General features: G+C 64.3%; 26 protein-coding genes and 1 tRNA gene. 6 read left to right on the top strand and 21 right to left on the bottom strand.

Going from position 1 to position 26,099, the window contains the following annotated elements; genetic code table 11:
• Window positions 1–127: 127 nt before the first annotated feature.
• Together AUL38_RS10330 and AUL38_RS10325 are read right to left on the bottom strand one after the other, a co-directional pair.
• On the bottom strand, window positions 128–1,405 hold the full coding sequence (locus AUL38_RS10330) for a SpaH/EbpB family LPXTG-anchored major pilin (RefSeq protein ID WP_235590688.1): 1,278 nt from the start codon (window positions 1,403–1,405) through the stop codon (window positions 128–130).
• Window positions 1,387–2,256, bottom strand: coding sequence for a hypothetical protein (locus AUL38_RS10325; protein WP_059061830.1), 870 nt, complete (start codon window positions 2,254–2,256; stop codon window positions 1,387–1,389). Before AUL38_RS10325 ends, AUL38_RS10330 begins: the two co-directional genes overlap by 19 nt.
• 93 nt (window positions 2,257–2,349) lie before the next feature.
• Between AUL38_RS10325 and AUL38_RS10320 the strand changes: the two genes are divergently transcribed.
• Window positions 2,350–2,886, top strand: a complete 537-nt coding sequence (locus AUL38_RS10320; RefSeq protein WP_059061827.1) for a hypothetical protein — start codon at window positions 2,350–2,352, stop codon at window positions 2,884–2,886.
• Between the two features lie 150 nt (window positions 2,887–3,036).
• Entirely contained in the window at window positions 3,037–3,846 is an 810-nt protein-coding gene (locus AUL38_RS16880; protein WP_083506779.1) for an AraC family transcriptional regulator, read from the top strand.
• On the opposite strand, the gene AUL38_RS10310 is transcribed toward AUL38_RS16880, so the two are convergent.
• The 4 genes from AUL38_RS10310 to AUL38_RS10295 are packed head-to-tail and all read right to left on the bottom strand — an operon-like array spanning window position 3,750 to window position 7,845.
• Window positions 3,750–4,616, bottom strand: a complete 867-nt coding sequence (locus tag AUL38_RS10310) for an ABC transporter ATP-binding protein (RefSeq protein ID WP_059061823.1) — start codon at window positions 4,614–4,616, stop codon at window positions 3,750–3,752. The genes AUL38_RS16880 and AUL38_RS10310 overlap by 97 nt on opposite strands.
• 29 nt (window positions 4,617–4,645) lie before the next feature.
• Window positions 4,646–5,725 carry an iron chelate uptake ABC transporter family permease subunit gene (locus AUL38_RS10305; RefSeq protein ID WP_059061821.1) on the bottom strand — a complete coding sequence of 360 codons (1,080 nt, stop codon included), beginning with the start codon at window positions 5,723–5,725 and terminating at the stop codon, window positions 4,646–4,648.
• Entirely contained in the window at window positions 5,722–6,765 is a 1,044-nt protein-coding gene (locus tag AUL38_RS10300; protein WP_059061819.1) for an iron ABC transporter permease, read from the bottom strand. The genes AUL38_RS10305 and AUL38_RS10300 overlap by 4 nt, the downstream gene beginning before the upstream one ends.
• Window positions 6,766–6,792: 27 nt before the next feature.
• Entirely contained in the window at window positions 6,793–7,845 is a 1,053-nt protein-coding gene (locus AUL38_RS10295; RefSeq protein ID WP_059061817.1) for an ABC transporter substrate-binding protein, read from the bottom strand.
• 214 nt (window positions 7,846–8,059) lie between these two features.
• On the opposite strand from AUL38_RS10295, the gene AUL38_RS10290 reads away from it, so the two are divergent.
• Window positions 8,060–8,656 (top strand): TetR/AcrR family transcriptional regulator, encoded by a 597-nt coding sequence (locus AUL38_RS10290; RefSeq protein ID WP_059061816.1) that lies wholly within the window; start codon window positions 8,060–8,062, stop codon window positions 8,654–8,656.
• Window positions 8,657–8,670: 14 nt separating this feature from the next.
• Here the strand turns inward: AUL38_RS10290 and AUL38_RS10285 are convergent, their stop codons facing one another.
• Together AUL38_RS10285 and AUL38_RS10280 are read right to left on the bottom strand one after the other, a co-directional pair.
• A complete protein-coding gene (locus tag AUL38_RS10285) occupies window positions 8,671–9,618 on the bottom strand; it encodes a fumarylacetoacetate hydrolase family protein (protein ID WP_059061814.1) in 948 nt (315 codons plus the stop codon).
• 26 nt (window positions 9,619–9,644) lie between these two features.
• On the bottom strand, window positions 9,645–10,415 hold the full coding sequence (locus AUL38_RS10280) for a cyclase family protein (protein WP_059061812.1): 771 nt from the start codon (window positions 10,413–10,415) through the stop codon (window positions 9,645–9,647).
• A gap of 100 nt (window positions 10,416–10,515) precedes the next feature.
• Here AUL38_RS10280 and AUL38_RS10275 point away from each other — a divergent pair, with 100 nt between their 5' ends.
• The gene (locus tag AUL38_RS10275) at window positions 10,516–12,279 is read left to right on the top strand and encodes a CocE/NonD family hydrolase (RefSeq protein ID WP_059061810.1); all 1,764 of its coding nucleotides are present in this window, start codon (window positions 10,516–10,518) and stop codon (window positions 12,277–12,279) included.
• A gap of 46 nt (window positions 12,280–12,325) precedes the next feature.
• Here AUL38_RS10275 and AUL38_RS10270 read toward each other — a convergent pair.
• From AUL38_RS10270 to AUL38_RS10220, 11 genes are all read right to left on the bottom strand, one after another.
• Window positions 12,326–12,398, bottom strand: a tRNA-Ala gene (locus tag AUL38_RS10270).
• Window positions 12,399–12,491: 93 nt separating this feature from the next.
• A complete protein-coding gene (rsfS, locus tag AUL38_RS10265) occupies window positions 12,492–12,869 on the bottom strand; it encodes a ribosome silencing factor (RefSeq protein ID WP_059061809.1) in 378 nt (125 codons plus the stop codon).
• A 104-nt stretch (window positions 12,870–12,973) separates the two neighbouring features.
• Entirely contained in the window at window positions 12,974–14,230 is a 1,257-nt protein-coding gene (locus AUL38_RS10260; protein ID WP_059061807.1) for a hypothetical protein, read from the bottom strand.
• Complete coding sequence (gene nadD / locus AUL38_RS10255) at window positions 14,227–14,829, bottom strand: nicotinate-nucleotide adenylyltransferase (RefSeq protein WP_083506777.1); 603 nt, start codon at window positions 14,827–14,829, stop codon at window positions 14,227–14,229. The genes AUL38_RS10260 and nadD overlap by 4 nt, the downstream gene beginning before the upstream one ends.
• Window positions 14,829–15,038 carry a hypothetical protein gene (locus tag AUL38_RS10250; RefSeq protein WP_059061803.1) on the bottom strand — a complete coding sequence of 70 codons (210 nt, stop codon included), beginning with the start codon at window positions 15,036–15,038 and terminating at the stop codon, window positions 14,829–14,831. The genes nadD and AUL38_RS10250 overlap by 1 nt, the downstream gene beginning before the upstream one ends.
• 57 nt (window positions 15,039–15,095) lie before the next feature.
• The gene (locus AUL38_RS10245; protein ID WP_059061800.1) at window positions 15,096–16,346 is read right to left on the bottom strand and encodes a glutamate-5-semialdehyde dehydrogenase; all 1,251 of its coding nucleotides are present in this window, start codon (window positions 16,344–16,346) and stop codon (window positions 15,096–15,098) included.
• A 35-nt stretch (window positions 16,347–16,381) separates the two neighbouring features.
• Entirely contained in the window at window positions 16,382–17,164 is a 783-nt protein-coding gene (gene proB, locus AUL38_RS10240; RefSeq protein ID WP_059061798.1) for a glutamate 5-kinase, read from the bottom strand.
• Window positions 17,161–18,669 carry a GTPase ObgE gene (gene obgE, locus AUL38_RS10235; protein WP_059061795.1) on the bottom strand — a complete coding sequence of 503 codons (1,509 nt, stop codon included), beginning with the start codon at window positions 18,667–18,669 and terminating at the stop codon, window positions 17,161–17,163. The genes proB and obgE overlap by 4 nt, the downstream gene beginning before the upstream one ends.
• A 179-nt stretch (window positions 18,670–18,848) precedes the next feature.
• Window positions 18,849–19,103 carry a 50S ribosomal protein L27 gene (rpmA, locus tag AUL38_RS10230; RefSeq protein ID WP_042542900.1) on the bottom strand — a complete coding sequence of 85 codons (255 nt, stop codon included), beginning with the start codon at window positions 19,101–19,103 and terminating at the stop codon, window positions 18,849–18,851.
• A gap of 28 nt (window positions 19,104–19,131) precedes the next feature.
• Window positions 19,132–19,440: a 50S ribosomal protein L21 gene (rplU, locus tag AUL38_RS10225; protein WP_059061793.1), complete on the bottom strand. Its 309-nt coding sequence runs from the start codon at window positions 19,438–19,440 to the stop codon at window positions 19,132–19,134.
• Window positions 19,441–19,600: 160 nt separating this feature from the next.
• Entirely contained in the window at window positions 19,601–22,240 is a 2,640-nt protein-coding gene (locus AUL38_RS10220; protein WP_083506775.1) for an Rne/Rng family ribonuclease, read from the bottom strand.
• A gap of 264 nt (window positions 22,241–22,504) precedes the next feature.
• Here AUL38_RS10220 and AUL38_RS10215 point away from each other — a divergent pair, with 264 nt between their 5' ends.
• Entirely contained in the window at window positions 22,505–23,113 is a 609-nt protein-coding gene (locus AUL38_RS10215; protein WP_059061791.1) for a vitamin K epoxide reductase family protein, read from the top strand.
• A 28-nt stretch (window positions 23,114–23,141) separates the two neighbouring features.
• Here AUL38_RS10215 and coaE read toward each other — a convergent pair whose 3' ends face one another.
• Window positions 23,142–23,759: a dephospho-CoA kinase gene (gene coaE / locus AUL38_RS10210; RefSeq protein ID WP_059061790.1), complete on the bottom strand. Its 618-nt coding sequence runs from the start codon at window positions 23,757–23,759 to the stop codon at window positions 23,142–23,144.
• A 45-nt stretch (window positions 23,760–23,804) separates the two neighbouring features.
• Between coaE and AUL38_RS10205 the strand changes: the two genes are divergently transcribed.
• Window positions 23,805–24,410, top strand: coding sequence for a DUF4126 domain-containing protein (locus tag AUL38_RS10205; protein WP_059061788.1), 606 nt, complete (start codon window positions 23,805–23,807; stop codon window positions 24,408–24,410).
• Window positions 24,411–24,600: 190 nt separating this feature from the next.
• On the opposite strand, the gene rpsA is transcribed toward AUL38_RS10205, so the two are convergent.
• Window positions 24,601–26,052 carry a 30S ribosomal protein S1 gene (rpsA, locus tag AUL38_RS10200; protein WP_059061786.1) on the bottom strand — a complete coding sequence of 484 codons (1,452 nt, stop codon included), beginning with the start codon at window positions 26,050–26,052 and terminating at the stop codon, window positions 24,601–24,603.
• Window positions 26,053–26,099 lie beyond the last annotated feature (47 nt).

Genomic DNA, 26,099 nt, shown 5'->3' with positions numbered 1-26,099 from the left:
CCCCCTCTATCCGCCCGGACGTCATGTTCGCGCTGCCTGTTCACCGGTTTCTCGTTCGCAGCGAGACCGCGTCTGCCCTGCCCCACAACGTGGTGGGCCAGGGCAGACGCGTTTCCTCGGTTCCTTTCTAGAGCTGCTGCTGCTTGCGTCGCGCAGCAATCAGCATGCCGGCCACAACCAGCAGTGCGGCGCCGCCTGCGACGAGCAGAACATTGCCCACTGCACCAGTGATCGGTAGATCCGGCAGGTCGCCCTCGTCCGCGCCAACTTGGGTGTTGACGATAGTGACGAACGAGTCCTCTCCGTCGACGGTCATGAGCATGCCGCCGTTGAGACCCTTGTACCCGGCCGGCACACCGGTCTCGTACACGCAGTAGACACCTTCGGCGAGGACCTCGTTTGGCGTCTTGCCATCGGCGCCCGATTCCGCACCCGATACGACCTTGGCCGCAGCGGGGTCAGGCTCGGTCGGGCACTCGGTAGAGCCGCTCGCTGCCTCGTACACGTCGAACTGTGCTCCGGCAAGCGGGACGTTTGCGGCGGCCCCCTTGTTCTTGGCTTCCTTCATGATGTGTGCGCCCGAGAAGAACTCTTTAGGATCTGTGACCTCAGGCCCGGTTCCGGGATCGGTCGTTGTCCCGTTGATGGTGATCTGGGCCTCGTTGGCGGTCGATCCGCTGCCGATCGCCTTCGCCTCGATAGTAAGAACAAGCTTGCCACCGATGTTTGCGTCGAGCTTGGCAAGGCCAGGGGCGAGCATTGTCAAAATGACCTCGTCTCCCCCGCTACCTGAGGGCGCGCTCAGGGTGTAGTCGGTGCCCTCTACCAGCGTGACATCGCCTCCAGTAGCATCCTTCAGCACAACGGTACCGCTCGTGTACTCGACGAAGCTCGCGAGCTGATCGTTGATTCGCAGCTCGCTGTAGACCTCGCCGTCAGCGAGTGCCGCAATCGGGACCGTGACGTCCCAGGTGATCTGATCGCCGACGATCTCGCCGTCATTCGTCGCGCCCGCTCCCGCGAGCGAGTTCTTGGGATAGATGTGCGGATTGTAGTTCCACTCGGGCTGTCCCGCTTCCCCGTTTCCGGGGTACGGAATGGTGATGAGCGTCGGCGCGGCGGCGGGGATCGCGTTCGCAGCGAGCGTGCTCTCGTAGACCACGTAGGCTTTGTCGGCGGCGAGGTTGAACACCGTCGTCCCATCGGCTGCCGATGTCATCTGCTCAGTACCGCAGGTCAACGCGAGCGTTGTGCCCCCCTCTGTTGCGACGGGGTCACCGTTGGGGTCGTTGGTGACAACGATGCCCTTGAGCCGTTCCCAGTCGGCAGCGACGGTGAGGTCGATGTCATCGATCGAACAGGCGGTAAAGCCTGCCTCGAGTGGATTCACGCCTGTGAGCGGCAGTTCGGAACCGTCGTTGGGTCCGAGGTCACCGCCCTCCTCCCCGTGCCGGCGGTGAACTTCAACGAGATCGTGTGACCCGGTGTGCCGGTGCCCGAGATCGTCACGGAGTCCGGCACATTCGTGTGCGAGTTGTGCGGCGGCTCAGTGATGACTGGAGCGTCCGGAAGCGGAATGTCGTATCGGTAGTAGACGCTGCCCGGCGTCCACTTTTCCTTGTCAGCCCGCGGCGTAAGATACCCGTTCGCGTCAAACAGGTCAGCGGCCGTGTACGAAATCGTCGGAGCACCATGAGACGCGTTCGGCGTGAGTGGGTCGCGAGCCTCCGGCCATGCGAGGAGCCGATAGTAGCCGTTACCCCCCGCGCCGGAGAAGTCGATCGAGCCGTCGATGCCGACGCGCTGGGTCAGGCCCTGCTCGGCCTGCTCGATGGTCCACCCGAGCGCCGGAGCATCGGGTCGCGCCGACTGCGCCAAGTTCTTAATGATGTACCGCTCAGTCGACGAGCGGCTATCGCGCGAACTGTTGCATGTCAGCCGGATGGGCCCGGTGTTGATCGATTCGACCAACGAGCCGTCCTCGTGCACCCATGCGTACCACATGCTCTCAGTGATCGTGCCGGTCGGCCCGGCCTCGGGATTCCCGTTGCGTGTTGCATTGTTCACGAGGTCAAGACCGAGCGAGTTCGGCGGCAGCACCCCTGGGGCGTACCCGTTCAGACCGTAATCGAGCACAGCGCCCCAGTTCGCCTGACCGGCGCTCCAGAGCGACTGAATATTGTCCCAGGGAATGCGGTATTGCGGGCCCGTGATAGCCGAAGAGACGCGCGCGCCGTAGTACCAGCAGAACGTCATCGGCTCGGTGGTGAGGGCGGATGAGGTCTAACCGGTCGAGCTGCTGGGCGCCCGCAGCTCATCACCGGGAACACCCAGATCCTCTTCCCCGGCATGGGTCGCCTCGGTGAGAACGCGGTGCTAAGCATTAAGAACCGCTCCTTCAACGTCACCGCCCAGGTCGAGGTCTCCGGCGATCCTGCCGAGGGCGTGCTCCTCAGCCAGGGCGGCTACCTCGGTGGCTGGTCGTTCTACATCGACGGGGGCAAACTGAAGTTTGCCTACAACTTCGTCGGCCTGTCCACCACGGTCATCACCTCCGGCGACCTGATCCCCCACGGCCCACGGCAGCTCCGCGCCGAGTTTGCGTACGACGGTGGCGGCTTCGGCAAGGGCGGCGAGCTGACGCTGTTCGTTGACGGGATCTCCGTCGGGAGCGGTCGGATCGATGCGACCCAACCCATCGTGTTTTCCGCTGACGAATCGAGCGACGTCGGCACCACGACAGGCACGCCAGTGACCAGCGATCGCGGCGCAGGGTGCTCATTCACCGGCTCCGTCGAGTGGATCCGGATCGACATTGGATCGGACGACCACAGCCACCTGATCCCACTGGAGGACGCAGTTCGTTCAGCGATCGGGCGGCAGTAACAGCGGGCCATCTCGTCTCGCTCGTTGCGCACTCCTCGTCACTCGAGCTGTCGAAGCGCCACGGAGGCAAGGTTAGGTTAGGCTAACCTTGCCTCTGGCGCGGCGCATGGCTAGTCCGTGCTGCGCCATCCCCGACAGAACGGAAGCGCAATGTACTCCCGAGCTGACGCTTCGGTCGCCCACACCGTCGATCTCCTGTTGCAGATTCCTGCCGTCACCGTGCCAGAGATCCGACATGACGACGTGCACATGGCGTTTTGGCAGCTGCGTGGCTCGACGCGCTTCACGCACCCCGGCCACGCGACCGAGGTGCACGCGGGCGAGGTGCTCTGGCTTCCGGTCGGCACGCCGCACTCGCTCGACGTTCGAACCGACTCGATCGTGTTCCCGTACTGGTTCCCCATCGGCGAGACAGCAACGGTGCTGCACGAGCCCACCGTTGTCACGATAACCGAGCGCGACCAGAGCTTCTTCCTTGCGCTGTATCAGAGCCGCAGCACGATCATCCGGCCGAGCGCGAACGTCCAACGCCAGGTGCTCTCCATTCTGGAGCGCGGCGCGACCTATTCGGAGGAGTTGCCGCTGCCGGCCAGCCCGACCGCGGCGGCCGTGGCTGAGGCGCTCCTGTTCAACCCCGGCGACGAGCGCCGCACCGCTGATTGGGCGGTCGAAGTGCACACGAGTAGTCGCAGCCTTGAGCGTGCCTTCTTGAGCGAGACCGGGTTGACCTTCAGCGAGTGGCGGCTGCGTGCGCGGATGCAGTTGGCCGCGCGGTTACTGCGTTCTGGCGCCGCGGTCACGTCGGTCACGTTCCGAGTGGGCTACCAGCACCCGAACAGCTTCGCGCGCGCGTTCCGCGGTTTCTACGGCGTGAGCCCGTCCGCCTTCGCAGCACTCCCCGAGGGTAATGTTGCGGCACGCGGGTCGAGCGGCACGACCGTCGGCGTTCCCGTCACCTGATCAGGGAGCACCAGGCAGCGCAGCCCGAACACGGTCTCGATGAGCTCGGGCGTGATGATGTCTGCTGGGTGCCCGGTCGAGACGACCGCACCCTCACGCATCACAATGAGGTGATCAGCGTACCTGGCAGCCTGATTGAGGTCGTGCAGCACAGCGACGACCGTCTTGCCACTCTCGTGCAGCGTCCTAAACAGCTCAAGCAACTCGTACTGGTGCGCGATATCCAGGAACGTGGTGGGCTCGTCGAGGAGCATGATCGGGGTCTGCTGCGCGAGGAGCATCGCCACCCATACCCGCTGCCGTTGCCCGCCTGAGAGCTCGTCGACGAGGTGCCCGGAGAGCGCAGTGAGGTTCGTCGCCGCGAGCGCGCCCTCGACGGCCGCTTGGTCGACCGCACGCCACTGCTGCAGCATCGACTGGTGCGGTGCACGGCCGCGCGCGACAAGGTCTGCGACGCGGATCCCGTCCGGGGCGAACGAGGTCTGCGCCAGCAGCCCGAGTTCTCGCGCAACGACCTTCGCCGGCATCGCACTGATCGACGCACCGTCGAGCAGGATTCGTCCGGCGCTCGGCGTGAGTACGCGCGCGAGCGCCCGCAACAGCGTCGATTTCCCGCACCCGTTCGGACCAATGATCGCGGTGAATGATCCGCCCGGGATCCGCGTTGTGAGATCGCGCGCGATGACTCGACGGTCGTAGCCGATGGTTGCGGCCTCGATGCGGAGGCGGTCTGGCGCCTCGGCTGGTGTGGGGACAGTGTTCGCGTCCATACGGTGCTTTCTGCTCGAGAGGAGTGGAGTCATGCGGAGGCGCCGCCCGCACGGCGGGCCTCGCGGATCAGGAGCCAGATGAGATACAGCCCGCCCAAGCAGACGGTGATGAGTCCCACTGGAATCGCGCGGTACGCCTGCGCGATGAGAACAGATGCGAGGTGCGCCGTTGCGAGCAGGGCAGCTCCCATCGCCGCGGCTGACAGCAGGCTCGTCCCGGCCGCGCGGGTGAGCCGTCTGGCAAGCTGCGGTGCAACGAGCGCGATGAAACCGATCGGGCCGGCGGCCGCGGTCACGAGCGCGGTCGTTGCCACGCCGAGCACGAGCAGGCCGAGCCTGGCCACGCCGATCCGCTGTCCCTGCGCTCTTGCGACGTCGTCACCGAGCTCGAGCTGACGCAGGCTCGCGGCGAGCACCACCGCTGCAACGCACAGCACCGCGGCGATCGCAAGTGTCGGCAGCAGGGTGCCCCATGACACCCTGGTGATCGATCCAGCGCCCCAGAACCCCACCGCGATCGCGTCCGTGGAGTCCGAGCGGGTGATGAGGAACGAATTCACCGAGCCAAGTACGGCCGATACTCCAATCCCGACAATGATGAGACGGAAGCCCTGGAAGCCGTTGCGGTACGCGAGCAGTGCGACCAATGACGCCGTCGCAAGCCCACCGATGAGCGCGGCCGCAGCGAGGGACCAAGCGCTCGAGCTGCCGAAGACAAGAATCGACAGCACCACAGCGGTGTACGAACCGGCATCGAATCCGATAATGTCGGGCGAGCCGAGTGGGTTGCGGGTGAGTGACTGAAAGATCGCGCCGCCAATGCCGAGCAGTGCACCGAAGACGACGGCGGCCACGGCGACCGGGAGGCGCCACTCCACCACAATCATGCGGTGAAATTCGTCCCCTGACCCCCGGAAAACGGCGAGCACTTCGCCCACCGTCAGCGGGAAGTCACCGAAGCGGATCGCGAACGCGGCAACGAAGACGGCGACTGCGAGCAGTGCCGCCGACACGCCGGCCGTTCGCAACGGGATCCGCTGCGATAGCCACCTCGTGCGAATGACTCGCGTGCGGTAGCCAAAATCCAGTTGCTTCTCCCGTACGCTCACAGTCCACTCACCTTTCGCCCGCGCACGAGCGCAATCAACACCGGCGCGCCGAGGACGGCCGTCAAGACCCCCACCTCGACCTCCCCAGGGCGCGCGATGACGCGGCCGAGGACGTCTGCGAAGAGCACAAGCACCGGCGCCGCGAGCGCGGAGGTCGCGATGATCCACCGCTGATCCGGCCCAAACAGCCAGCGCGCGATGTGCGGCACCATCAGGCCGACGAACCCGATCCCGCCTGTGAGCGCGGTGCCACCGCCAGCGAGCAGCGTGACCGCGACGATCACCAGTACCCGGGTGCGGACCACGCGCACACCGAGCGTCGCGGCTAAGTCGTCACCGAGTGCCATGGAGTTCAGGGCGCCGGAGACCAGCACCGCCAGCAGCATGCCGACCAGCAGCATCGGCAGCACACTGAGGGTGTCAGCGAGGCCGGTGTTCTCGATTGACCCGAGCCCCCACGTCCGCACTGCCCGGAACGTGTCGGGGTCGAGGAGGGAGAGGAACGTCGAAAAACCGTTCAGCACGGCCCCGAGCGCGACTCCCGCGAGCACGAGCGTCACCGGGGAAGCCATTCCCCCGCCGACGGAACCAATGAGATACACGAGCAGCGTTGCCGCCGCGGCTCCGAGAAACGCGAACCACACATACTGGCTTGCACCCGTGACCCCAAACACACCGATCCCGATCGTGACCGCGAACCCGGCTCCAGCGTTCACTCCGAGGATCCCCGGGTCTGCGATCGGGTTGCGTGTGAGCGCCTGGATGAGTGCCCCGGCAACGCCGAACGCGGCCCCGACAAGGACGCCCGCGAGCGTGCGGGGTGCGCGAAGCTTCCAGACGATGCTGGCGGCTTCCGAACCGTCGGGGCGCCAGATCGCAGCCCACGTCTCACCGACACTCAACGGGTTCGCGCCGAATGCGAGGCTCGCCATCACGGTGACGAGGAGCCCCGTGGCGATGATTACGGCACCAATCGCGCGGCGCCGCGCGAGTGCGGTGCGCGGCCCGCTGCTGGCCGCGCACCGATTACGGATGGTCATGCCCGTTCGACTTCTCAACTGGCCCAGCTAGTTGAGCGCCTCTGACCCCATCTCTGCGAGGCGCTCGATGAGCCACGGGATGCTCAGCACGCTCTGCTGGTTGAGGCCCCACGCGAAGTTGTTCGTCGTGGTGCCCTCCTCCGCTGGGTCGATCACCGCACGCCCCTCGGCGACCGCGGGAACCGTCTCGAGCAGTGGTGAATCCAAGAAGAATTCGGGCTCGGTGATGGTGCTGATGAGCAGGAAGTCTGCGTCGATGAGGCCGATGAGCTCATCGCTGATCTTGGTGCCCGGCGCGATCGACTGTGCCGCCTCGGGCAGCACGAACCCGAGCTCGTTGAACAGTTGCTCGGTGTTCGAGCCTGGCGTGCTCGCATAGAACGCGCCGGCCTTCTCAGAGTGAGCAATCACGTGGGTCGCCGTCTTGCCGGCGAACTCCGGATGCGCTTCGCGCGTCTTCGCGATCGTGTCTTCCGTGCGCTGCACCGCATCACGAGCGCTATCCCCGAGGTCAATCGTGTCACCGAGCGTCTCGGTGAGCTGCTGCCAGCTCAACTCGTCGACACCCGCATACAGCACGGGCGCGATTGCGCTCAACTGGTCAAACGTCTTCTGGTCAAAGGTGTCGAGCGCCTGTAGCGTCACGATGAGGTCTGGCTTGCTCGCAGCAACCGCCTCAGCCGGCAGCTCGACGTCGGGGCTTGCCTCCCACACGGTCTCGATCCGGTCGGTCTGGCTCGCATCAAGCCAGGTGTTTCGCTCGATCGTCGACGGAGCGAATACGGGTATGCCGCCGAGCGCCAGCAGCGCATCGGTATCTGGTGTAGCAGTTGTGACGATCGCAATGCGCTCGGGGCGTTCGACGAGTTCGGTCTCGCCGAACGGGGTATCGAGCGTGAGCGGGTAGCTCGTGTTTCCCTCCGCCTCCGGCAAGAGTGCGCTGGGTGTCGTCGTGTCCGAAGTCGCAGCGGAGCCCGCAGAGCTCTCTGCCGGAGTGGCACACCCTGAGAGAAGCAGTAGCGCGGCCACCGCTCCGGAGAGCAGTGCTGCGGGGCGATAGTTGGGCATCACAAATGTCATGGTTGCTTTCAGATCAGAACACGGAAGTGCCCCCGGGGCTCCGAGGGCAGAGCGCCTCACGCGCACAGATCTTAGGCTAGCCTTACTTAGATCTGATGTATGAGCAGAACGCGTCAAAGCCGGAGCAGAATGCGACAGCGTGGCTTCGCGCCGGGAGCGACGCGGTCCCCAGCTCAGGCTGCACCTCGTGGCCCAATGCCATAATGGATGCACCATGAGCAGACCGAGTCGTCGAGAAGACATCTTGCGCGCGGCCGAAACTGTATTCGCCGACAAAGGCTTCGATGCCGCCTCAATGCGAAACATTGCTGACGAGGCTGGTGTCGGCCTGCCGCTTGTGGTGTATCACTTCGAAACGAAGCTGAACCTCTATCGCACGATCTTTGAGCATCACCAACACCTCAATGAGAGCCGCATGCGGGAGCTGCGCGAGATCGACGTCACCGCAACCGACGCGCTGGAAGCAGCGGTGTCGGCATTCCTCAGGCTTAGCAGCAACAGCATTAACGACGAGCGTGTGGCAAACTACCTGACGATCGTGCTGCGGGAGGCTGGCGACCCGCACGCGTACGATCGCGACATTTTGGACGCGCTCTTCGACCCCATGGCACGGGAGTTTATCGCGACCCTCTCACGCATCATCCCCGGGAAGCCTGAGGGCTTCCACGAGTGGGCGTACCTGTTCGCTGTCGGCGCGCACATCTCCACGAACGTTGGCGAGCGCGGCCGCAGGATCGTCGGCGAAGCCGGGGCCCGCGCCCGACTCGAATACCTGCACAGTTTCATCTGTGCGGGTATTCGTCACGGCTAGGCGCCGACCACCGCCTACTCCCGCAACGGCCGCGTCCATTCTACGTGTCGCGCTCTGGGAACGTGCTGCAGTGGGGGCCCGGCAACGATCCTGTTCGAGATCGTGCCAAGCCCTTGCACGGTCATGGTGACCGTGTCCCCCGCTGCGATCGGCGCCGGATCGTGTGCCCCGTTCCAGCCCCAGAACTCCGCGAGGCAACCTCCCCCGCTCGTCCCCGAACCGAGCACGTCCCCGCGCCGCACCCACGTGCCTCGACTCGCGTATGCCACGAGCTCTGCAAACGTCCACGCCACATTTGCCAACGAGTCCCCGCCGATGAGTTGGCCGTTCACGAAGACCTGCATCTGCAGATCGTAGTGCCCATCAGAGAAATGCCCCGCGAGTTCCTCTGTGGTCACAACCGTGGGCCCGAGCGTGGTCGCAGTGTCCTTGCCTTTGACGGGACCCAAACCCACACGCATCTCACGCTGCTGCAGGTCGCGGGCAGACCAGTCGTTGAGGATCGTGAACCCGGCTATGTGGTCCCACGCTTCCTCAACAGTGAGATTAAAGCCGTCGGCGCCGATGACCGCGGCAACCTCGAGCTCGAAATCGTAGACTTCGCAGCCAGGCGGCACGATCACCTCCTGGCCTGAGCCCACCGCTGCATGGGGGTTGGTGAAATAGAACGTCGGGGCCTCGAACCAAGCCTCGGGCACCTCGGTGCTGCCCGTCACGGCCCGCAGCGAGCCAGCGGTGTGCTGCTCGAAAGTGATGAAGTCCCTGATCGTGGTAACCGGCAAGGGTGGCTCGAGCACGCCATTCGGGTCGAATGGCACCGGCTCACCCCATTCAAGCGCACCCGCGGCCCCCGCCGTGAGCAGATCCAGCGGATCTTGCCCATGGACAATCGGCGTGAAGGTCGCGCCCTCGACGCGCCCGAAGCGGCGTGTGCCGTTGATGTAGATCGATGCGATGCGCACGAATTACTCCTTCTAATAGGTTCGGGTCAGTGGATGATCGCGACGGCGCGAGTCCAGCCCGCCGACGCCGCGTGAATTTTCACGGGAAAGCACGCCACCTGGAATCCGTGTGGCGGCAACACTTCGAGATTCCCGAGCTTCTCAATGTGGCAGTAACCAATCTCGCGGCCGGCACGATGCCCCTCCCAGATAATCCCGGCATCCCGGCCCTGCTCGAATCGCTCGGCCGTATACCGGAAAGGGGCGTCCCAACTCCAGGCATCAGTACCGGTCACGCGGACACCCTGTCGCAGCAGGTGCAGGGTTGCTTCCCGGCCGACGCCACACCCCTTGGCGAGGAAGTCATCCTCACCGTATCGAGCCCCTGCGCTCGTGTTCACCAGCACGATGTCGAGCGGCTGCAGCACGTGCCCGATCCGCTCGAGCTCCGCATCAATGTCGGCTGGAGTCACCACGTAGCCGTCGGGCAGATGTCGAAAGTCAAGCTTGACGCCATTTTGAAAGCACCAATCCAGCGGCACTTCGTCTATGGTGATGGCACGCTTGTCACCGTCCATAGTCTTCGAGAAGTGATACGGCGCATCAAGGTGAGTGCCTGTATGGGTTGTCGCAGTGATGCGCTCAATAGCCCAACCTTCACCGTCGGGCAGGTCGCCGATGCCCGCGCCAGGGAAATACGACACCACCTCAGCAGCAGTCGCATCATGGTCGAGGTATTCGATATCTGGGGTGTGCCCAGGCGGGTCCGATGCAATTCCAGCCTGCAGTGGGACTGAGATGTCGATGATGTGACGCATGTCATGGGCTCCTTCGCTCCGGTGCATGGATTCGGGGTTGCGAGCCATACTAGCAATACGTACAGTTAGTTTACGAGAGCAGATCAAGGGAGATTCTGGAATGTACGATAAACAAGACCGCTACGTGCGCACAGTCGACAAGGACAACATGCGCATCGACTGGGACGTACCCATTGAGATGAACGACGGAATCGTCCTGCGATGCGACGTGTATCGGCCCATCAGCGACGGCACATACCCAGTGCTCATGACATACGGCCCCTACGGCAAGGGCCTACACTTCGAGCAGGGCTACGCTCCACTGTGGAACCGCATCGTCACCGCCTACCCCGAGATCCTCGAGGGCACCAGCGGCAAATACATGACATGGGAAACAGTGGATCCCGAAAAATGGGTTCCCGAAGGCTACGTGGTGATCCGCGTGGACTCGCGCGGAGCGGGCCGCTCCCCCGGAAGGATCGACTGCTGGTCACCGCGTGAGTCACAGGACTTCTACGACTGCATCGAATGGGCGGGTGTACAGCACTGGAGCAATGGCAAGGTGGGCCTGCTCGGCATCTCCTACTACGCGATGAATCAGTGGCGGGTCGCCGCAATGAACCCCCCACACCTTGCCGCGATCTGCCCGTTCGAGGGCAGCTCCGATTATTACCGTGAGGCGGCGCGACACGGCGGCATCAAGCACGACATGACTTCACTCTGGTACCCACTGCAGGTCGAGAGCCTACAGCACGGCCTCGGCTCCCGCGGCCACACCAGTCGCATCACTGGCGAACTGGTATCCGGCCCGGCCGAGCTCACCCAGGACGAGCTCGACGCGAACCGGATCGACATCAGGCAGGACATCCTCGACCACGAGTGGTACGACGCCTACTACGAGGAGCGAAATGTCGATCTCGCAGACATCTCAGTCCCGTTGCTGTCCTGCGGAAACTGGGGCGGCAACGCCCTGCACCTGCGTGGCAACATCGAGGGCTTTCTGGGCGCAGGAAGCGAACACAAGTGGCTTGAGATCCACGGCCTCGAACACTTCACCGAGTTCTACACGGAGTACGGCCGCTCCATGCAGCTGGCGTTCTTCGATCATTTTTTGAAGGGCAAAGACACCTGGCACCAGGCCCCTGTGCACCTCCGGCTGCGCAACGTCGATGGCACCTTCACCGACCGCGACGAGCAGGAGTGGCCGCTCGCCCGTACACAGTGGACAAAGTACTACCTCGACGCTGACACCATGCGGCTCACACCTACCGAACCGCTTGCCACGTCACATGCGACGTTCGCCGCTTCCGGAGACGGAGCGACGTTCAGAAGCACCCCGCTCACGGAGGAACTTGAGATCACTGGCCCTATCGCCGCGAAGCTCTTCGCCAGCAGCAGCACGGAGGACGCCGACGTCTTCGTGACGCTACGCGTGTTCGACCCGAACGGTGACGACGTTACTTTCGTCGCTGCAAACGACCCCCACGGACTGATTGCCACCGGATGGCTGCGCATGAGTCATCGCAAACTCGACGAGACTCTCAGCGAACCCTATCGGCCGTGGCACCCGCACGACGAAGCCCTCCCGGTGGCGCCCGGCGAGGTCTACGAACTCGATGTCGAGGTCTGGCCTACGAGTGTCATCGTGCCAGCGGGGTACACGATCGCAGTGACTGTATCCGGGCGCGACGTCGAGCTACCAGGCGAAGGCCCCTGGCCTGGGCTCTACGGCGTCGAAATGCGTGGCAACGGCATCTATATCCACCAGGACACCGAGGAGCGCGTCCCGGAAGTATTTGGTGGCAACACCACGCTGATGTCAGCCCCGGAACAGCGACCCTACGTGCTGCTTCCAGTCATTCCGAACAGCTCACCACTCGAGTAACGCGAAACAGTAAAGGCCCCGCGCGAGCGGGGCCTTTACTTAGGAGTGGATCTGAGGGGATTCGAACCCCTGACCCCCTGCATGCCATGCAGGTGCGCTACCAACTGCGCCACAGACCCGTAGGGAAGTCGGGCGAATGCTCGCCCGACAACTCTTCTATTCTACACCAGCCCCAATGTTGCGAAGCAAATCGACGCGCCCGGGGCCAGAGGCTAGGAGTTGGCGACCTCGAGCATCGCCGCAACGTCGATGACCGGGGCGTCGTGCCAGAGACGCTCGAGCTGATAGAACTCGCGCTCTTCCTCGTGGAACACGTGCACCATGATGTCACCAAAGTCGAGCAGCACCCAGCGGCCACCCTCGCGCCCCTCACGGCGTACGGTGCGGGCACCGGCTTCGTTGAGTGCGCGCTCGATCCCGTCAGAGATGGCCTGCACGTTGCGCTCGACGCTGCCGGAGACGATCAGGAACGCGTCAGCGAACCCGAATTGCTCCGCCACGTTGAGCGCGACGGGTGCCGTCGCGCCTTTGTCGTCGGCCGCGCGGACGGCGGTCTTCAGATCGGTGAGCGTATCTCGGGCTTCTGCCACGTGTGTGCCTTTCAAAGCGATTTAACCGAACAGTCCCTGTGTCGCTGCGAAGATCACGCCGCCAACGACCACAACAATGAGTCCGCCACCGGAGAGCGCGAGGATCAGCGGCATCTTGCTGCGATCCTTCGTCGGCTCCGCGACAACGGGAACCTCTGGGCGGCGACGTGCGCTGACTGCGCTGAGCGCCGACACCGGCATCGGCCCGGACTCACCGGAAGACGCGACGACTCGGGGTTCTCCCCAGTCAGGAACGGGTCGTAGTCGAGCGAGTCATGGATGCCAGAGTGGCCGCCAGTCTCCCCCATCGACTTGGGAAGTTCGATGGAGCCGGTAACAAACAGTTCACCGGTGGACCCAAGCGGGCCGGTCAGTCCACCGGTGTCACCCGGGTGCGTGGGAAGAATCAAGGCCGAGGCACCGGTTCCGCCAGTGCTCCCCTCCTGAGCGACTGCTCGGGAGATGAGATCGTCAAAGTCGCCGGACTCGCCGGGCGCCGTGATTGTCGCTGCTCGTGACGGGTCATCGAAGACCGAGCGCCATTCCTCAGGAGGCTGGATGTCGGGGAACGAATACCCGGCAGTGTCAGTGCTCGTGTCAACCGACTCGTCGTCGTTCTCCTCGGGTGCGGGCTGCTCAGCGACCGCCTCCTCGACGAGCGTTTCCTCAACAACGACTGCGTCAGCGACCTCATCGGTCGCGACGGCCTCAGCCTCAACGGCTTCACCCTCGACGACCTCCGCCGGCTCGACATCAGCGACGTCGACCTCAACCACGTCGGCAACCACGGTGGGCTCGCCGGAGACTTCGACGTCGTCGATGATTTCGACGACCTCGACACTGTCGGTGTCGTCAGCAGCAAACAGGTTCGCTACGGCTTCGGCATCGCCCGTGGGCGATTTCGGTTCTGCAGCATCGAGGATGTCCTCGAGAGTGAAGGCCTCCGTCGGCGCGTCGAGTTCGAGCTCGTCCTCGGCTGCATCCTCTGCGCTCGGGAGGTCTTCAAAGCTCAGTGCCTCAGTCGGAGCACCGTACGAGTCGTCCTCGTCGGCTGCAGCAGTCCCCTGCTCGCCTTCCGTGTCGCCCTCGCGCTCAGCCACGATCTCTGCGATCGCGGCAGCGCGCAGCTCGCGCATCTCACGGCGAGTGCGCGGAGTGCCGTCGGGGTGTAGCGGATCGATCTCCACCTCAATGCCGGCAACTGCAGCGACATCATCTGCCGCTGCGGGGGCCTCATCGGAGGGGGTCGGTTCGTCACTTGCGACGAGGTCATCGATTGATTCGACGCCCTCGCGCTCTGCCTGCTCGCGCAGCCGTAGTTCACGGCGCGTTAGCGGACGTTCGTGCTCTTGCTCACTCATCTGTCTGTCGCTTCCTCGGAATACAAGCCATGCTTGGCGATGTACTGCACTACCCCATCAGGCACTAGGTACCACACAGGGTAGCCCCTCGACACACGCTCCCTACAGTCCGTAGAGGAGATTGACAGTGCCGGGATCTCAAGCAAGCTTACGTTATCGTGTGAAAGCCCTGAGAGAGATAGCTCGTGTCCGGGGCGAGACACCGCAATAAAGTGTGCCAATTCCCAGAGCTTCTCGACGTCTTTCCAGCTCACGATCTGCTGAACCGCGTCAGCACCCGAGATGAAGAAGAGCTCCGCATCGGGCATCAACCGCTTAAGATCGCGCAGGGTGTCGACCGTGTAGGTCGGGCCGTTACGATCCACGTCCACACGGCTCACAGTGAACTGTGGGTTCGAAGCCGTGGCGATCACCGTCATGAGATACCGGTGCTCGCTCTCAGAGACGTTGCTCTTCTGCCAGGGTTCACCGGTAGGAACGAACACGACCTCATCGAGATCGAAGCTCTTCGCTACCTCGCTGGCGGCGACGAGGTGGCCATGGTGAATTGGGTCGAAGGTGCCGCCCATCACCCCCACACGTCGCCGAGTAGACACGATTAGTGCTGCTGCGCCTCACCGTGCTCGCGTGCATACGCCGCTGCCTTTTCCGCGTGACGGTTTGCAACGTCGCGGAACGAGAAGGTCACCAGTGCAGACACCAGGAAAATCGTGAACACGATGACGCCGTATGCGGGCGCCGGGATCGGCAGCTCGGTGACGGCATGGCTTGCGCCCTCGGCTGCTGCAATCGTGGCTGCAAATGACATGTAGAGCCCTGACCTTTCCTATGGCAGAAATACTTACGACAAGCCTACAGTGTTTAGCTAGCGAATCTGCCCAGTGCCACGCACAAGCCACTTTGTGCTCGTGAGCTCGGCGAGCCCCATCGGGCCACGCGCGTGCATCTTCTGCGTCGAAATCCCGACCTCCGCGCCAAATCCGAACTCCCCGCCGTCGGTGAATCTGGTCGACGTGTTCACCATCACCACGGCGGAATCCACCTCAGCCAGGAACCTTTCGGCGTTGGCGAAGTCGTTCGTCACGATCGCGTCAGTGTGTTTGGTCGAGTACCGCTCGATGTGCGCGATCGCCTCGTCGAGCGAGTCGACGACGCGTACCCCCATCTCGAGATCGAGGTGTTCGGTAGCCCAGGTCGCGTCGTCGGCCGCCCGCGTGGCGCCCGCAGACCGGGCGTGTTCGTCGCCAAAGAGCGCGACGCCGCGGTCACCCAACGCGGTGAGTAGCCGGGGCAGCAGGCGCTCAGCTGCGTCCCGGTGCACGAGCAGCGTTTCGGCCGCGTTGCAGACGCTGGGGCGGTGTGTCTTCGCGTTGAGCACAATCGCCTCCGCCATGTCGGCGTCCGCTGACGCGTCAACAAAGACGTGGACGAGGCCGGCTCCGGTTTCGAGCACGGGCACGGTCGATTCCTGCACGACGGTAGCGATGAGCCCCGCACTCCCACGGGGAATGAGCACGTCAACGTAGCCGCGCGCACGCATGAGGCGCCCAGCACCCTCACGCCCGAACTCGTCGATTGTCTGCACGGCGTCGCCGTCAAGCCCAGCGCGCGAGATGGCCTCTTGCAACAGCCGCACGAGGACCTTGTTCGAATCCTCTGCAGCGGTGCCGCCGCGCAGCACTGCCCCATTGCCGCTTTTCAGCGCGAGCGCCGCGATGTCGACCGTGACGTTCGGGCGCGCCTCGTAGATCGCGCCGACGACACCAAAGGGCACTCGCGTCTGCGAGATCGTGATGCCGTTCGGCAGCGTGCTGCCACGCACCACTTCTCCGACAGGGTCGGGGAGCGCAACGATCTCGCGAACGGCGCTTGCCAGACCGAGGATGCGTGTTTCATCGAGCATGAGCCTGTCGAGCAGCCCGGCTCCGATGTTGTTTGCCTCGCCGCGCGCAAGATCCGATGCGTTTGCGGCAACGATCTCTGGGATCGCGCCTTCGAGTCCACGCGCAATCTCTTCGAGTGCGGCGTTCTTCATCGCGGCGGTGGCCGTGGCGAGCGATTTTGCGGCGCCCTTGGCCAGGGTCAGGATCTCGACGAAGGCATCATTGCTAGACATGGCCCCATTCTAGCCCGGGAGCGGATCCTGCCCGGTTAGCGCGTCGCGGCTTCGAAGAGGGTTCCGTGATCCGCCCCGTCAAGCACCGCAGGCAACAACCGGGTCTCGGTCAGCAGCACAGTGGACCCCGCGTCGGCGGCAAGCCGCGCGGCCTGCACCTTGGTCGTCGCTCCCCCGGTGCCCCAGCCAGACTGGCTCTCGCCGATCTTCACGCCGGCGAGCGCGTCGCCGTACGGCACGTGCGCGATGCGTTCGGCCCCAGCAACCTCGGGTGGCGCCGTGTAGAGCGCGTCAACGTCCGAGAGCAAGACGAGCTGGTCAGCCTCGACGAGGCGCGCGACGAGCGCCGCGAGCCGGTCGTTGTCACCGAAGCGAATCTCGTGAGTGGCGACGGTGTCGTTCTCGTTGATGATTGGAACGGTTCCCAGCGCGAGCAGGCGCTCCAGGGCACGCCGCGCGTTGCCGCGGTGCGTCGGGTTCTCCATGTCGTTCGCGGTGAGCAACACCTGTCCAGCCACGAGATCGTGGCTGGACAGCGCACGCTGATATCGGTTCACCAGAATGTTCTGGCCGACCGCGGCGGCAGCCTGCTGCGTGGCGAGGTCGTCGGGTCGCGCCTCAATGTTGAGGAACGGCACCCCGGTCGCGATCGCGCCACTGGAGACGAGGATCACCTCTGCCCCGGCTGCGTGCAGCCGCGCGAGCGAGTCAACGAGGGTCGGGATCTGGCCGGCGTTGTCGCCGCTCACAGACGAAGAACCGACCTTCACGACGACGCGCCTCGCCGTCAGCAAGGATTCGCCGCGGCTGACGCTCACTCGTCCGTCTCCCACATCCCTGCCTTGCGCTCATCCTCCAGCTGCTGGCGGGCGGCCGCCTTCGCATCCATGAGCTCGTAGTAGTCCGCGCGGCGCTCCTTGTTCGTGCGGCGCTGGGCACCGTCAAACCGGTCGTCGCTGCCGCGAACACCGATCTGCACCTCGGCGGCGCTCGTGAGCGCGGGCTCCCAGTCGAAGACGACGCCGGAGCCGGGGCCGATGACCACGGTGGATCCCGCGACGGCCCCAGCCTTCACGAGGGCGTCCTCGATACCCAGCTTCTGCAACCGGTCAGCGAGGTAGCCGACGGCCTCGTCGTTCTGGAAGTCGGTCTGCTGCACCCAGCGTTCGGGCTTCTGGCCCAGAATCCGGAACAGCGTGCCGTACGAGCCGCCCTCGGTCACGACACGGAAGCCTGGCTGTCGGTCGACAGCCTTCGGGGTGAGCACGATGCGCTCGAGCCGCTCCGATTCCGCGATCTCCTTGTCACGCGCCGTCTCGACGATCTCTGCGAGCGCGAATCCGAGCTCCCGGAGCCCTTCGCGCGACGCGGTCGAGATCTCGAACACCTGGTAGCCCATGGCCTCCAGGTCCGGGCGCACAAACTCAGCAAGCTCGCGCGCCTCAGGCACATCGATCTTGTTCAGCGCGATGAGCTGCGGGCGCTCGAGCAGCGGCACCTGCCCCTCCGGTACCTCGTAGGCCGCGAGCTCCTTCTTGATGATCTCAAGATCGGAAATGGGATCGCGGCCGGGCTCAAGCGTCGCGCAGTCGAGCACGTGCAGCAGTGCGCTGCAGCGCTCGACGTGGCGCAAGAAGTCGAGGCCGAGGCCCTTCCCTTCGCTCGCGCCCTCGATGAGGCCGGGAACATCGGCAACGGTGAAGCGGTGCTCCCCGACTTCAACGACGCCAAGGTTCGGGTGCAGCGTCGTGAACGGGTAGTCGGCGATCTTCGGCCGTGCGGCGCTCATTGCAGCGATGAGGCTCGACTTGCCCGCCGAGGGCAGGCCGACGAACGCGACATCAGCGATCGTCTTGAGCTCGAGCGTGACATCGCCGGCCCAGCCGTCGGTGCCGAGGAGGGCGAAGCCGGGGGCCTTGCGCTTCTGACTCGCGAGCGCGTGGTTGCCGAGGCCACCGAGGCCACCCTCAGCGACGACGAAGCGGGTACCCGGCTCCGTCATGTCGATGAGCGTCTCGCCGTCCTTATCCTTCACGACGGTACCCACGGGTACACGCAGCTCAAGATCGGTGCCGTGCGCGCCGGCGCGATAATCGCCTGCCCCGTACGCGCCGTTCTCGGCGGTGCGGTGCGGCCTGCGGTGGTACTCGAGCAGCGTCGTCACCTGCGGATCTGCGACGAGTGCGATCGTGCCGCCGTTGCCGCCGGCACCGCCGTCAGGGCCAGCGAGTGGCTTAAACTTCTCGCGCCGTACAGAGACGCAGCCGTTCCCACCACGGCCCGCCTGCAGGTGCAGCTCCACCTGATCTACGAACGTCACCATGAGAGATTCTCCTTCCGCCCCGAAGACGCGATCGAGTAACTACATTGTGCCGGACGCGCGTGTATGTGCGCGCGGCCAGCGACGCCGGATTACGTCACGCGCGGGCGTGTTCGCCCGCGCAATCCGGCCAGATACGACAAAAGGCGAGCCGAAGCTCGCCTTTGTCGATACCAGTCTGCTTACGCAGTGGCGACGATATTGACGACCTTGCGGCCACCCTTCGCGCCGAACTCGACTGCACCAGCAGCGAGAGCGAACAGCGTGTCGTCTCCGCCACGGCCAACGTTCGCGCCCGGGTGGAAGTGAGTTCCGCGCTGACGCACGATGATCTCGCCGGCGTTTACCTGCTGGCCGCCGAAGCGCTTCACGCCGAGGCGCTGTGCGTTCGAATCGCGGCCGTTCTTGCTGGAGCCGACGCCCTTCTTGGATGCCATCTGTCTGTCTCCTTAGAGTCTAAAAGTGTTACTTGATGCCGGTGACCTTGAGGCGCGTCAGATCCTGACGGTGCCCCTGGCGGCTCTTGTAACCGGTCTTGTTCTTGTAACGCTGGATGACGATCTTCGGGCCGCGGAGGTCATCAAGAACCTCTGCAGTGACCTTCACCTTGGCGAGCGCCGAAGCGTCGGTCGTCACCTTGTCGCCGTCGACGAGCAGAACTGCGGGGAGTTCAAGCTTGCCCTTGTCGTCGCCTGCAACACGGTTCACAGTGATGATCGAGCCAACCTCGACCTTCTCCTGCCGTCCGCTTGTGCGCACTACTGCGTAAACCAATTGGTCACCCATCTCTCGTGGATTGTCTTAATCGTGTCGAATCGCGAACCCGTCACGATCGAAGTCATACGTGCACTTCCCGCCTCGAAAGCGAGTACGCACAACGGTCAATATTAACCCGATTTGCTGCTACCGGTCAAATGAGGGTCGGCGTGTCAGCTTAAGCTTCGCCGCGACCCTTCGTGCGCGCATCAAGCGCGTCGAGGAGCATGCGCTCTGGATCGAGCCCCTTCCCACCCGCACTTGCTGCGCTCTCAATCGACGTATCGGCCGCGGCACCAGACTCAGTGCCGGCGTTCGAAGCTGTCGATGAAGCTGTGGTCTGCGCTCGCGTGGCACGGCCTCGCGAAGCCCGCGCCCGGGTGGGCGCGCTCTTCTCGGCAGCCTCTGCCTGCGTCTCAGCAGGCACCTGTGCGGGCGCAGAAGACTCTGGCGCGTTCTGCGCGGCGGCGGGGCGCTGTGGCTCTGCCTGCTCGGACTTCGCGGGGCTCGACGCAGTGGTTGCTGCGGGAGCGCCCGCACGCGAGCTCACACGACGGTTCCGCGACTTCGAAGCGCCAGCGGGGGGCGCGTCGGGGAGTGCGTCGAGGACGCTCTCAAGCGCGGCTGCCGGAGCGTGATCCTCTGTCGACTTCGCTGCCGGGATCGTTGACGCGGCGACCTGAGCGAGCATGTTCTTCGCTCCGTCGGTGATCGCGTGCGCCTGCCCCTTGGGCTCGCTTGCGTTCTTGCTTGACCCGTTGCTCGCGTTACCACCGTTGCCGCTGCCGTTGCCGCCGTGGCTGTTGCCACTGTTCGAGCTGTTGCCGCCGCCGTTGTTCCCGCTACGCTTCTGGCGCCCCGACGACTCGTTGCGGTGGCGCTGCACCGGCTCGTGATGGACGATGATGCCGCGACCAGCGCACACATCGCAGGGCTCACTGAAGGACTCAAGCAGCCCAAGACCGAGCTTCTTCCGCGTCATCTGCACGAGGCCAAGCGAGGTGACCTCGGCCACCTGATGCTTCGTGCGGTCGCGCCCCAGGCATTCAACGAGCCTGCGAAGCACAAGATCGCGGTTGGACTCGAGCACCATGTCGATGAAGTCAATCACGATGATGCCGCCGATGTCGCGCAACCGCAGCTGGCGAACGATCTCTTCAGCTGCCTCGAGGTTGTTCTTCGTGACGGTCTCTTCGAGGTTGCCGCCAGCGCCGACGAACTTGCCGGTGTTGACATCGACGACGGTCATCGCCTCAGTGCGGTCAATAACGAGCGATCCGCCCGAGGGCAGCCAGACCTTGCGGTCGAGGGCCTTTGAAATCTGTTCGGTGACGCGGTAGGCGTCGAAGATGTCGCGATCTCCGTCGTAACGCTCGACACGCTGCATGAGGTCGGGGGCGACCGCCGACAGGTAATCCTCGATGACCTGGTGCGTCTCCGCACCCTCGATGCTCATCTTCAGGAAATCCTCGTTGAAGACGTCACGCACAATCTTGATGAGCATGTCGGGCTCCGAGTGGAGCATCGCCGGGCCGCCGCCCTTCTTCACGCGGGCCTGGATCGACTCCCACTGGCGGGTAAGGCGCTGCACGTCGTGCGTGAGCTGGTCCTCGGTCGCACCCTCAGCTGCGGTGCGCACAATGACGCCTGCGCCGGTCGGGAGGACCTCCTTGAGAATCTTCTTCAGGCGAGCACGCTCGGTGTCCGGAAGCTTCCGGGAGATGCCGTTCATCGCGCCGCCTGGGACGTACACGAGGAAGCGCCCAGGGAGCGAGATCTGGCTCGTGAGCCGAGCGCCCTTGTGCCCCACGGGGTCCTTCGTCACCTGGACGAGCACGGGATCGCCCGGCTTGAGTGCGTTCTCGATCTTGCGCGCGGTGTTGCCGCCCTCGAACTCTGACCAGTCAACCTCGCCCGAGTACAGCACGGCGTTACGGCCACGGCCAATGTCAACGAACGCGGCCTCCATGCTCGGCAGCACGTTCTGCACGCGACCGTGGTAGACATTGCCAATCAGCGAAGACTCGCTCGAGCGAGCAACGTAGTGCTCGACGAGCACCTTGTCTTCGAGCACGCCGATCTGGATCCGGTCGGCAGTCGTCCGCACGATCATCTCGCGATCGACGGACTCACGACGGGCGAGAAACTCAGACTCGGTGATGACCATCCGCTTGCGGCCAGCATCGCGACCGTCACGGCGGCGCTGCTTCTTCGCTTCGAGACGGGTGGAGCCACGCAGCTTCTGCGGTTCGGTGATCACGGGCGCCTGGCGCTGCGGGCGCGTCACTTCTTCGTCGTCGTGATCGTGCACGCTCTGGCGGCGGCGGCTGTTGGTGCGGCTCGCGGCGTCGCGGCTATTGCGCTCACCGCGGTCGCCGTCGCGGTCATGGCGCTCAGCGTCGCGGTCGTGACGCTCTCGCGGCGCACGGTCACGATCGCGTGAGTCGTTGCCGGGGAAGCGTGAGTCGAGAATGTCGTCGAGCTTGCGCAGTTCGTTGCGGCGCGGCATCGGCTGCACGGGAGGCACGTCGGGCGCGAGGAAGATGAGCCTCGTGGTCGCCCGGAAGCGCTCCTCTGGCGACATGTTCGAGAGCGGCAGCACGAGCGGCAGCCCGTCAGCGAACATCTTGGTCTCCGGCTCAGACGGGGATTCTGGCTCGGCCGGCACTGCAGGCTCGACCGGCGCTTCGGGCTCGGCGGGGGCTTCCGGAGCAGCGGCGGGCGGTGCCGCGGCGTCTGCTCCTTCGCTGCCGGTGACCGTCGCGGCCTCCAGCTCGGTAGTGTTCGCGCCCTCGGTGTTCTCTTGTGTGTTCACCATTGCTGGTGTGCTCCTTTAACCACGGCCCAGAAGCTCCGCGGAAACCAATATTGAGTGCGGTAAGTCCCGCAAATTGTGAGGTTCGCTCACATGCAGTGAGCGTTCGGCAAATGCCGCGACCACCATGGGGTGGTCAAAGACTGTACGTGGAGCCCGCCGTCGTGGCGTTATCCAACGGTAACCATTATGTCACGGAGAACCTGAACTTCGCAGGATACGCTCGCGCGTCGCGTTGTCTCAGGAAGCGCGAGTTATTATCGACCCATGAGCGCTACCGAGGTACAGCCTGGCAAAAACCGTGGTTTTGCAATCACCACCATCATTCTCGGCGCGATTGGGCTCTTCGCCTCATTCGAACTCGCCACCGAGTACATCAAGACGCTGCAGCAGACGGACTACATTCCCAACTGCGAGCTCTCAGTGCTCGTGACCTGCGGCCCGAACATGGACTCCCCACAGGGCTCACTGTTCGGTTTCAGCAACACCATCCTCGGGCTCATGGGCTTCATCGCTCCCATTGCTGTCGGCGTCGCGATGCTCGCCGGCGCCCGCTTCAGTGCGTGGTTCTGGTGGCTGTACCGCGCTGGACTCGCGCTGGCCACGGTCTTCGTGTTCTGGCTCTTCTACCAGAGCGTCTTCAACCTCGGCACCCTGTGCCCGTGGTGCATGGTCGTCTGGTCGGTGACGATCCCGCTCTTCTTCTTCACCGCGTTCCGCCCGGAGGCAAACGGCTACTACAACGCCTCGCCCCGCGTCGCGAAGGCGTTCGCAGCGATCAACTCCTGGGCCTGGGTGCTCGTGCTGATCTCGTACCTCATCATCGCTGCCGTCGCACAGTTCCAGCTGAACTGGCTCGCAGAGTTCAGCCGCTAGGCCTCCCCCGTCTACGCACCGCTGCGAATTACAGCCGCTGTGTGAGTCGGGCCCACAACGCGTCGACCTGATCGAGCGTGTGCTGCTCGGTGCCAGACGTGTCGATGATCACGTCGGCGACAGCACGTCGCTCGGCGTCGCTCGCTTGATTCGCGATGCGTCGCCTCGCTTCGTCCTCGGACATGCCTCGGAGATTCATCATGCGCGTCACCCGCGTCTCCGCCGGCGCATCAGCGACGACGACGAGATCCCACGCAAAGCCGCTCCCGCCCTCGTGGGCGCCTGTCTCAACGAATAGCGGGATCTCGTAGACCACGACAGCGTCAGCGTCCCGTGCAAGGGCTGCGGCGACCTGCTCTTCTGCGAGGCGACGCACTTCTGGGTGCACAATGGCGTTCAGGTCGGCGAGCGCCCCCTGGTCACGAAACACAATCTCGCCGAGCGCGGCACGATCCAGTCCACCGTCGACGGCGCGAAGGCCAGCGCCGAAGCGCGCGATGACTGCCTCGAGACCGGGCGACTCTGCCGCCACGGCGTCGCGGGCAAGCTCGTCGGCATCGATCCGCACCGCCCCCAACGCGGCCAGGCGACGCCCCACCGTGCTTTTTCCCGAAGCGATTCCACCAGTGAGCGCGAGCAGTTGCATACTTCCAGGGTAGCGTGACCCTAGGCTAGATGTCAGGAGGCCATCATGTTGGAAGCAATCACCGGACTGTCGCTCGCGGCGGCCGCGGGACTCAACGCCTACATTCCCTTGCTCGGGCTCGGGCTCCTCTCCCGGTTCACTGATCTACTCGCCCTGCCAGAGAGTTGGGCATGGATCGAAAACGACTGGTCCCTCGGTGTCCTCGGCGTGCTCTTGGTCGTCGAGATCGTGGTCGATAAGCTCCCAGCCCTCGATACCGTGAACGACGTGCTCCAAAGCATCGTGCGCCCGGCATCGGGCGGTCTCGTGTTCAGCGCGGGTGCCTCAAGCAGCACTGTCGCGGTGGCTGATCCGGAGGCGTTCGTGAACTCGTCAGCGTTCTGGCCCTTCGTGTTCGGGATACTCATCGCCCTCGTCCCCCACGTCTTCAAGCTTGTCTCCCGGCCGATCATCAACCTTGCGACAGCCGGCCTCGGGGCGTCCGTGATGAGCACGCTCGAAGACGTGGCCGCCGCCGTGGTCACCGTGCTCGCCGTGCTCCTTCCGCTCGTCGCACTCGCCGCCATGGTGCTGCTCGCGGTGTTGGGCGTGCGCTGGGTCAAGCGGCTTCGCAATCGACGAGCGCACCGGACGGTCGGGGACATCGCGTAACACCGCTAGTCGTCCGCTGGTGGGCGAAGCCGCATGCGTGCGCGGTCTCACCCCGTCCTCCGACTGAGACGCTTTCAACAGGCCAGGGTACAGGGGCTTGATTGCGTGATCTCAGCACCCGACCGACCTCCGGCCGCAACGCAAAAGGCCCGGCGCCCCCGAAGGGGTGCCGGGCCTGTTGACTTAAGGGTTAGTTGCCCTCGAGCTGAGCCTTCAGCGCAGCAAGCGCCTCGTCGTCAGCAAGCGCACCGGTCGAAGCCGAGTCGCTCGAGAAGCCCGAAGAGGACGAAGGTGCGTCCATTGCGGGTGCAGCAGCCTGCTCTGCGAGCATCGTGGTGACCTGCTTCTTGTGAGCCTCCCAGCGATCCTGGGCAGCAGCGTACTCCTGCTCCCACTTCTCGCGCTGGGTCTCGAAGCCTTCCTTCCACTCCTGCGTCTCAGGATCGAAGCCCTCGGGGTACTTGTACTCACCGTTCTCGTCGTACTCGGTGGTCATACCGTAGAGAGCCGGATCGAACTCGGTGCCCTCGGTGTCGAGGCCCTCGTTCGCCTGCTTGAGGCTGAGCGAGATGCGGCGACGCTCGAGATCGATGTCGATGATCTTGACGAAGACTTCCTGGCCGGCCGAAACGACCTGCTCAGCAAGCTCAACGTGCTGACCCGACAGCTCGGAGATGTGCACGAGGCCCTCGATGCCGTCTGCAACGCGAACGAACGCGCCGAACGGAACAAGCTTCGTGACCGCGCCCGGAGCAATCTGACCGATTGCGTGGGTGCGGGCGAATACCTGCCAGGGATCTTCCTGCGTAGCCTTCAGCGAGAGCGAAACGCGCTCGCGATCGAGCTCGACCGAAAGTACCTCGACGGTGACTTCCTGGCCAACCTCGACAACGTCCGAGGCATGCTCGATGTGCTTCCACGAAAGCTCCGAGACGTGCACGAGGCCGTCAACGCCGCCGAGATCGACGAACGCACCGAAGTTGACGATCGACGAGATGACGCCCTTGCGAACCTGGCCGGGCTTGAGATCGGCGAGGAACGACGAGCGAGTCGCCGACTGGGTCTCTTCGAGGAGCGCGCGACGCGAAAGCACAACGTTGTTGCGGTTCTTGTCGAGCTCGAGGATCTTGGCCTCGATCTCCTGGCCAAGGTACGGGGTGAGATCGCGCACGCGGCGGAGCTCGATGAGCGATGCGGGGAGGAAGCCGCGGAGCCCGATGTCAACAATGAGGCCGCCCTTGACAACCTCGATGACGGTGCCGGTGACGACACCCTCGGTCTCCTTGACCTTCTCCACGTCGCCCCAAGCACGCTCGTACTGAGCACGCTTCTTGGACAGGATCAGGCGACCTTCCTTGTCCTCCTTCTGGAGAACGAGCGCCTCGACGGAATCGCCGACCTTGACAACCTCATCAGGGTTGACGTCGTGCTTGATGGAAAGCTCGCGCGAGGGGATAACACCCTCAGTCTTGAACCCGACGTCGAGGAGAACCTCGTCGCGGTCAATCTTCACGACGGTGCCCTCGATGAGGTCTCCGTCGTTGAAGGACTTAATGGTCAGTTCGACCGCTGCAAGGAAGTCTTCGGCTGAGCCGATGTCGTTTACTGCGACCTGCTTGCTCGTGGTCGTTGCGTTCGTCATGTAATTGGTCTCCAGAATGGACAGGATATTCAGGTGGGTGCGTGCCA

This window comes from Leucobacter sp. G161, from assembly GCF_001482305.1.
Classification (GTDB): Bacteria; Actinomycetota; Actinomycetes; order Actinomycetales; family Microbacteriaceae; genus Leucobacter.
This window is presented reverse-complemented; position numbering and strand designations above follow the sequence as displayed.